Genomic DNA, 8,527 nt, shown 5'->3' with positions numbered 1-8,527 from the left:
AATGGCATTCAAATCAGTATGGATGGTAAAGGTCGATGGGTAGATAATGTGATGGTTGAACGATTATGGCGGAGCGTTAAATATGAAGAGGTGTATCTCAAAGCTTATAGCAGTGTCACAGATGCGAAAAAGCAATTAAGTGCATATTTTGAGTTTTATAATTTGAAACGACCTCATTCGAGTCTAGACAAAATGACACCAAATGAGTTTTACTATGATCAGCTACCCCAACAAAACAAGGTGGCTTAACTAGAGCGGAATATCACTTATAAATACGCTTTTAGTTGTTCAAACAAGTGGAACCACCTCTGTTTACAGTTGATGAGTGGAATCTTTTTAAACAAGGATATGCTGAATTTGTAACGCTGACAGATCTTGAAAAAGAATATTGGTTTATTGCAATTGAGCATATTTTTGTAGATGAGGTTATTTGGTTAATGGCAGATTTTTCTGAAGGATGGAAAATGCAACATCAATTAGGAATTTATTCATCAATATTCAAATGTATATTGACCCCTAGTGTACTGCAACAATATGATTTAGAAATCAATACTTAGCTTTAAGATTTTATGTCATCAAACCAGTGAAAATGAAAACCTTCCGTTTTTTATTTTATAAGTCACTATTTTATTAACTTAGAATATTTAAATCGAATGATTTAAATATTCGTTTAATACAATGCCTACTTCACTTATATAGTTTAAGCAAAATGTCACTTTAGTAAGCTCTTCACCAGTTAATCTAAACTTTAGTTATACCGCTATTTATCATTTAACTGTATGAGCTTAACCCTATTCAAAGATGGAAATTATGAAAAAAAGTCGTTATTTAGTTAGCTCAGCTGGCATTATGACTGTGCTACTAATAGGCTGCTCAAAATCAGAAAATGCAGAGCATCATTCAGCAGATGCACCGTTAGCATCAGTAAGTGTAATGACTGCCCAAACACAATCAATAAATCTGATTGAAAATCTCCCTGGGCGTGTCACTGCATATCGTATTGCTGAAATTCGCCCTCAGGTTGGTGGCATAGTAGATAAAGTTCTATTTAAACAGGGTACTTATGTACATGCAGGTCAACCACTTTTTAAATTAAATTCTGAAATATTTCAGGCTGATGTCAAAAGTAATAGAGCAACTTTACATCGTGCTGAGGCTGAAGTAACACGCCTTCAAATTTTGTTAAAACGATACGCTGAACTGGTGACAGTTAATGCAATTAGTAAGCAAGAATATAACAATACTGAAGCAGAATATCAGAAAGCAAAAGCTGATGTTACTCAAATGGAAGCGATACTTTCACGTCAACAACTTAACCTAAAATATGCAACAATTACATCGCCAATATCTGGAATTATTGGTGAGATTTTAGTGACTGAAGGTGCATTAGTCAGCCAAGGTGATACTAAAGCCATGGCAGTAGTACAGCAAATTGATAAAGTGTATATCGACGTAAAACAGTCAATTACTGATTATGAAAAAATACAGGAAGCATTACAACAAGGGAATTTGTCAAATGCTAGCCATAACGTTGAAATACTAAATAGTCAAGGTAAGCCATACGATGTAAGGGGTGAAATTTTATTTTCAGACACTAAAGTAGATCCCGATACTGGTGATGTGACTATCCGTATTTTAGCGAATAATCCTAGTCAAAAATTGCTTCCCGGCATGTATGTCCGTATCAACATGAGCCGAACAAAAGTTGATAATGCGATTTTAGTGCCAGAGCAAGCTATCCAACATGATATTAGTGGTAAGGCGAATGTAACTATTATCAACCAAAAAGAGCAAGCACAAAGTAAAACTGTGCAACTGGGTCAGCGTTATCAAAATAGTTATGTAGTCACGCAAGGTATAAATGCGGGTGAAAAAATCATTGTCGAAGGTGTAGACCGTATTCAACCTAATCAGCGACTAAAAGTAAAACAATGGCAAGCACCTATAACGAATAATGAAAATGGGGGGCAGCAATAATGTCTCAATTTTTCATTCGTCGACCAATTTTTGCTTGGGTCATCGCCTTATTTATTATTTTATTTGGTGTATTAAGTATACCTAAATTGCCAATTGCACGCTTTCCAAGTGTAGCTCCACCACAAATTAGTATTACAGCAATGTATCCTGGAGCTACACCAAAGACGCTCAATGACAGTGTTGTAACACTTATTGAAAGAGAAATGTCAGGTGTTAAGAATTTACTGTATTACAGTTCAAGTTCAGATACCTCTGGTAGCGCTACTGTTACTGCTACATTTAAGCCTGGTACAGATGTAGAGCTTGCTCAAGTTGATGTTCAAAACAAAATCAAAGCAATTGAGTCGAGACTACCTCAACCTGTTCGACAACAAGGGCTTATGGTTGATGCAGCTTCATCTGGATTTTTGATGATCATAGGTCTGAACTCCCCTAATCATCAATATTCTGAAATAGACCTAAGTGACTACATGACACGACACGTCATTGAAGAAATCAAGCGAGTTGATGGGGTTGGGAAAATCCAGAATTTTGGAGCTGAAAAAGCTATGCGCATTTGGGTCGATCCAAATCGTTTAGTATCTTATGGTCTGAGTATTAAAGACGTAAATACGGCTATTCAAAATCAAAACCTCCCGATTTCACCTGGTCGTATAGGTGATACACCTGCCCTCAAAGGACAGCAAATTACGATTCCATTAACAGCACAAGGGCAATTGGAGACTGTTGAACAATTTAAAAAAATTAGTTTACGTTCGAATAAAAATGGGGCAACTGTACTGTTATCAGATGTGGCTCATATTGAGGTTGGTGCGCAGTCTTATAGTTTTGCCATTTTAGAGAATGGTAATCCATCTACAGCAATAGCAATACAAATGAGTCCCAATGCAAATGCCGTTAAAACTGCTGAAGGGGTAAAGGCAAAAATCAACCAATTGAGTACTTCATTACCTGATGGAATGAAATTCTCAATCCCTTATGATACTGCACCATTTGTTAAAGTTTCTATTCAAAAAGTAATTACAACATTAATTGAAGCCATGGTTTTAGTCTTTATTGTAATGTTCATATTTCTTCATAATGTTCGTTATACCTTAATTCCAGCTATTGTTGCTCCCATAGCATTGCTAGGAACGTTCTCTGTAATGCTACTTGCTGGCTTTTCTATCAATGTCCTAACCATGTTTGGTATGGTGCTGGCGATTGGGATCATTGTAGATGATGCCATTGTAGTGATTGAAAATGTGGAAAGAATCATGGTATCAGAAGGCTTGTCCCCTGCAGATGCCACCTCGAAGGCGATGAAAGAAATTACGAATCCGATTATTGGTATTACTTTGGTTTTGGCTGCAGTATTTTTACCAATGGCTTTAGCAAATGGTTCAGTAGGGATTATTTATCGCCAATTCACTATCACAATGTCAGTTTCGATTTTATTCTCAGCATTCCTAGCCTTAACTTTGACACCTGCTTTATGTGCAACCATGTTGAAACCAATAGATAAAAATCATGTGAAAAAAGGTGTTTTTGCTTGGTTTGATCGAAGTTTTGAAAAATTAAATAATCGATATGAACATGGTTTATTTAAAGTCATTAAACATAAAAGAACGGCTATGCTATTTTTTATAGGCATTGTTGTTGCACTTCTTTTTTGTTTTAAACAAGTACCTACTGCATTTATGCCAGAAGAAGATCAGGGTTGGTTTATGACATCAATTCAACTTCCTTCTGATGCCACACAAGAACGTACCAAAAAAGTTGTTACTGAATTTCAGGAACATCTAAATAAAGAAGTTGGTATTCAAGATAATATGGCGATCTTAGGCTTTGGATTTAGTGGTTCAGGGCAAAATACAGCAATGTATTTTACCAATTTACTCCCCTTTGAGGACCGTAAAATTACTGCCCAACAAGTCGTGGATAATGCGAATACTGCAATGGCTGACAGCTCGGAAGGCCAAGTAATGTCTGTATTGCCTCCAGCAATTGATGAATTAGGAAGCTCTTCTGGATTTTCATTACAATTGCAGGATGTAGGAAATATTGGCATGCAAGCATTAGCACAAGCCCAAGATCAATTACTCAGTTTATCAACTCAAAGTAAAAAAGTTGTAGATGTTTACTCTGATGGTTTACCAGATGGAAATTCTGTACAACTCAAAATTGATCGTGAAAAACTACAAATATTAGGTGTTAACTTCAGTGATGTTACCGATATCATTTCTACTTCAATGGGTTCAATGTATATCAACGATTTTCCAAATCAAGATCGTATGCAGCAAGTTATTGTTCAACTTGATGCCAAATCACGTATGAGTATTGATGATATTTTACAAATCAAAGTAAATAGTCAAAGTGGTAAACTGATTTCTATGTCTGAGATTATTACTCCAGTTTGGCAATACTCCCCACAACAATACAATCGTTACAATGGTCGTCCATCTTTAAGTGTTACGGGTAGTCCAGCACCTGGTATATCTTCTGGTCAAGCAATGTCAGAAATGGAAAATTTAATCAAACAACTTCCAAAAGGTGTGGGGTATGAATGGAGTGGTATTTCTTTAGAAGAAAAACAGGCTGAATCGCAAACTATATTTTTATTACTTCTATCTATGCTCGTAGTATTTCTTGTTTTAGCTGGGTTATATGAAAGTTGGTCCATCCCTCTTTCTGTTATGTTGGTTGTACCTCTAGGGCTTATAGGTGCATTTATAGCTGTAATGATAAGAGGTATGCCCAATGATATTTTCTTTAAGGTTGGTATGATTACCATCATTGGATTATCAGCGAAAAATGCCATTTTAATTGTTGAATTTGCTAAGGCTCTCCGAGAAGATGGGATGAGTTTAGTTAAAGCAACCGTTGAAGCTGCAAAATTGCGCTTGCGTCCAATCTTAATGACTTCTTTAGCATTTACATGCGGAGTTATTCCTTTAGTTTTTGCAAGTGGTGCGAGTTCTGAAACCCAAAAGGCTATAGGTACTGGCGTATTTGGAGGAATGATCAGTGCAACTCTTCTTGCTTTAGTGTTTGTCCCTATTTTTTTCATTATTGTTATGGGAACTGTTGATAAATTTTCTAAACAAAAAGGATCAAACTAATCTATAAGCTTTGTGGGTTAGAAAAAAAATAACTCACTTTGCATTGATCATATTTAAATTCTTGTTTTATCCATAGCACTAACCTATTAATTTTAAAAAATAATAGGTACTGGCTAAATAGCAAATCGATACATATCTTTTTCATAGAGGAAATATGATTTTAGTAAGTTCTTGTCTGGCTGGCTTAAAGGTACGTTATAACGGGACGCATAGCTTAAACGAAAAAATCGAAAAATTAGTCAAAGATGGAAAAGCTACTATGGTATGTCCAGAGATTCTTGGCGGTTTATCAACACCACGCGAACCTGCCGAGATTTCGGGAGGTAATGGCGATGATGTCTTAGATGGAAAAGCCTGTGTAATTGAAAAATCAGGAAAGGATGTGACTTCAATCTATATTGAAGGGGCATATAGAACTTTAAAAAAAGTTCAATTATTAAAAGCTACTCTGGTAGTGCTTAAAGAAAATAGCCCTTCATGTGGTAGTTCAATGATTTACGATGGTCAATTTAATGGGAATAAGATCTATGGCAATGGAGTTACCTCCGCTTTGCTTAAACGTCATAATATAAAAGTCATTTCAGAAGAAACTTTTTGGCAACTTTTACCCTAGTTCCTCCGCTTTTATTTAAAATCTTCATGCAACTCCAACCACGCCCCCCTTTGCAATATCAAGTCTCTTCGGTATTTAGAGATATAGTGAGGTAATAATCTAAGAAGCATATCCATTACTTCCACATCAGTTAAAAAGTAGTGGTTCAATTTTATGCTGTAATTCTTTAACAATTTTAGCAAGCTGATCATGTAAAACTAACCAACATTGCTCATGACCTTGCCCAATATATTCATCTATTATGAGTTGCAAAATGTCTTGATCTATCTGACTTAAGAATTCTAAAAACCATGTCGCAGCAACATCCTTGGCAACTATTGTTTTATGATCTAATGTATAAGCTATACGGCATAGCGCTAAAATTTGATTACATTCATCCTGATCGTCTTTCCAATGAGCAATAATTTGTGGATAAGTTTTTTGCATGGCAAATATTAATTGTTCATAGCTAATTGGATTTAACCAATCGCAAATATCAGGTCCAAAGATAGTAATGTTATGTAATTGGGCAGTTTTAAGTAAAATACTAATATCTGGATCAGATTGACTATAAAGTAATTCACCTTTGAGTAATTCTTCTCTCAACCACTCGCCATATTGTAGCTGATATGTATATGGATGATTTTTATTGGTAATACTCCCTTTTTCTAATATCGTAATTTCTAAGGCACGCGCTGTAGCATGACCAATCGGAACAGATATATTTAGAAAATTCTGCGCTAATTGTTTTCTTTCCTGATCGGTAATTTCACGTTCAATAATAACTAAAATATCAAGATCACTTTTATGTTTTAAACCACCATCAACATACGAACCATATAAATAAATAGCATAAAGCTTATCTTTAAAATTTTTTTGTAAAAGCTGTTTTACACTTTCAACTTGGCGACACTCTTCATCATTTAAGCTTTGCATATGATTTTTAATTTAAAAAAATAAGTAATGAATTCATAGAGCATTATACAGAACACTGGCTAACATAGCCAGTGGTATTAAAAGGAATTTTAAAGGTTGAGCCATATTCCACTACACCAAGTTTTAAGCGTTGTGCTTATTTAATTTAATTATAGTGAAAAAGTTAGCTTATAAATTTTAAAAAAAAATTAATGACCATGGTTTTTATTAAAATATCTATATAGACAATTAAGCTAATTAGGTGGGCAATTATGAATATGTTGGTAAATATAAAAAGAGAAGTGCAAGCATCTGAATTAGACTTTATTGAAGTCGAAAAGCTAATTTTGCAATGCGAAAAAGCAAAATCGTCAATAAAGGTTATTTATGAAAGCATCAAAGATATTGAACTTGATGCTTACCAGATTGTGAGTGCAATCACCCGAAAATCATATTCATCATCATTCAATACTGAAGAATCTGCTTTAAAACAAATATCGTCATGCTTCTGGAGGAAGTTAACTGAGATCATCAATCTTAGAAACTTTATATCTGAAAAAGAATATGATGCGTTGTCAGATAAAATTGCTCGTCATGAAATTGAAGATTTCACGATGGATAACGTGAATGTATTTTTAGAATCTATCTGGTCTACGCGCCACATGGCATATGCTCGTAAAGTTGATTCATTGTTTTGCCAATTATCAAGCAAATACAAAACCAATCTTGGTGCTGGTATTAACCCGTGCGTGATCATTCATCACAATAGCTACCATTCTTATTGCAGACGAGATAATTTAGTGGAAGAAGTACGCTTTATAGCAAGGCAGTTATTTGGCAAGCCTTTAGACCACACTAGATTAGATAAACTCAGGTTAGATCGTGGTATCTGGCATAGCATTGATGATAATTTATTACGCATTAAGATCTACGAAAACGGTAACTGTCATATCTTGTTTAATCAATGCGTAGTTGATCGCATTAACCAGGTATTAAACCTGTTATATCCGAATCAAATTGGCATAGATCCAAATGTAAAACACAAACGCCGTGCGTATGATGAACCCATTTTATAAAGCTCATTAAAAAACCATCAATTGTTATTGTGGTTTTTTTTAGATATATACGGTACTAATTTTGCGATCGTGCCACTGGTGAACATACACTGACCATATCACTATGGATACTTGGGATAAATCATATCCCTTAAAGGCAGATTTAAATTTAGACTCCATTTTTCGGAGCTGCATTCTCTTATCACGAGATGGCTCTAATTCAATATCCCCAATGAATTGAGAATTGCAATAAGATCTTGTTCAGGTGTATCAGCAAGCACCGTCACGTTATAGCCACCGCTAAACTGGTGTAATTCAGCACAGTACTCAACATCAGACGCCGTGAGTACCAATTCAACATCAAAATATTGAATCACTTTAAGCACCTGGTACTTTGCTTTAAAGAATCCGTTGTTTTCAGCTAACTTCATCGCTTCAGCAATGGTGATGTTTTCAAGCACAAGACGGTCTTGAGCTGGTTCATCTTCATATGTTTTAAAACTTAACAATTTAATTAAACTTAATTAATTAACTAATTGCTCGTTAAATTATTCTTAATGCATTACGGCGATACGGCTAATAGAAAAATCATATTAGTACGCAAGCGATGTTTTTTAATTGATTAAAAAAAGATTGAAAATCTTATTTTTCGAGAAAGGTTTGCCAGGTTGTGTTTTCCCATAAAATGAAACTATCAAAAGCAGAAAGCTTAAAACTTGGAGTGAACAGCATGTCAAATTTAAACGCTCAATCAGTACAGTTACAAGGCACTTTATACATCGGTTTCCCTAAAACTTTTAGCGGTGCTCACATGGAAACATTGTTTGATGAAATCTCAGATTACATCGACAACAACTGTGATTTAAAGAGATGGATCCGGAAATTTG

The 8,527-nt window shown here is 34.9% G+C and carries 8 protein-coding genes; 6 read left to right on the top strand and 2 right to left on the bottom strand.

Features of this window, described 5'->3' with window-relative positions:
* The 5 genes from G5T77_RS16130 to G5T77_RS16110 form a co-directional block, all read left to right on the top strand.
* Positions 1-249, top strand: a 249-nt coding sequence (locus G5T77_RS16130; RefSeq protein WP_048609107.1) for an integrase core domain-containing protein, incomplete at its 5' end; no start/stop codon positions are given.
* Positions 250-296: 47 nt separating this feature from the next.
* On the top strand, positions 297-557 hold the full coding sequence (locus G5T77_RS16125) for a hypothetical protein (RefSeq protein WP_038349994.1): 261 nt from the start codon (positions 297-299) through the stop codon (positions 555-557).
* Positions 558-810: 253 nt separating this feature from the next.
* Positions 811-1,977 carry an efflux RND transporter periplasmic adaptor subunit gene (locus G5T77_RS16120; RefSeq protein WP_052232764.1) on the top strand — a complete coding sequence of 389 codons (1,167 nt, stop codon included), beginning with the start codon at positions 811-813 and terminating at the stop codon, positions 1,975-1,977.
* On the top strand, positions 1,977-5,078 hold the full coding sequence (locus tag G5T77_RS16115; RefSeq protein ID WP_038349993.1) for an efflux RND transporter permease subunit: 3,102 nt from the start codon (positions 1,977-1,979) through the stop codon (positions 5,076-5,078). The genes G5T77_RS16120 and G5T77_RS16115 overlap by 1 nt, the downstream gene beginning before the upstream one ends.
* Before the next feature lie 154 nt (positions 5,079-5,232).
* Positions 5,233-5,691: a DUF523 domain-containing protein gene (locus G5T77_RS16110; protein ID WP_077170035.1), complete on the top strand. Its 459-nt coding sequence runs from the start codon at positions 5,233-5,235 to the stop codon at positions 5,689-5,691.
* Between the two features lie 126 nt (positions 5,692-5,817).
* Here the strand turns inward: G5T77_RS16110 and G5T77_RS16105 are convergent, their stop codons facing one another.
* Entirely contained in the window at positions 5,818-6,606 is a 789-nt protein-coding gene (locus G5T77_RS16105; protein WP_038350081.1) for an aminoglycoside adenylyltransferase domain-containing protein, read from the bottom strand.
* Between the two features lie 251 nt (positions 6,607-6,857).
* On the opposite strand from G5T77_RS16105, the gene G5T77_RS16100 reads away from it, so the two are divergent.
* Positions 6,858-7,661 carry a DUF4942 domain-containing protein gene (locus tag G5T77_RS16100; RefSeq protein ID WP_005005990.1) on the top strand — a complete coding sequence of 268 codons (804 nt, stop codon included), beginning with the start codon at positions 6,858-6,860 and terminating at the stop codon, positions 7,659-7,661.
* A gap of 194 nt (positions 7,662-7,855) precedes the next feature.
* Here the strand turns inward: G5T77_RS16100 and G5T77_RS16095 are convergent, their stop codons facing one another.
* Positions 7,856-8,149, bottom strand: a complete 294-nt coding sequence (locus G5T77_RS16095; protein WP_005005987.1) for a hypothetical protein — start codon at positions 8,147-8,149, stop codon at positions 7,856-7,858.
* Positions 8,150-8,527 lie beyond the last annotated feature (378 nt).

The organism is Acinetobacter sp. GFQ9D191M (genome assembly GCF_011174875.1).
Lineage (GTDB): Bacteria > Pseudomonadota > Gammaproteobacteria > Pseudomonadales > Moraxellaceae > Acinetobacter.
Note: the sequence above shows the minus strand (reverse complement) of the source record. Positions and strands in the feature narration are given on the sequence as shown.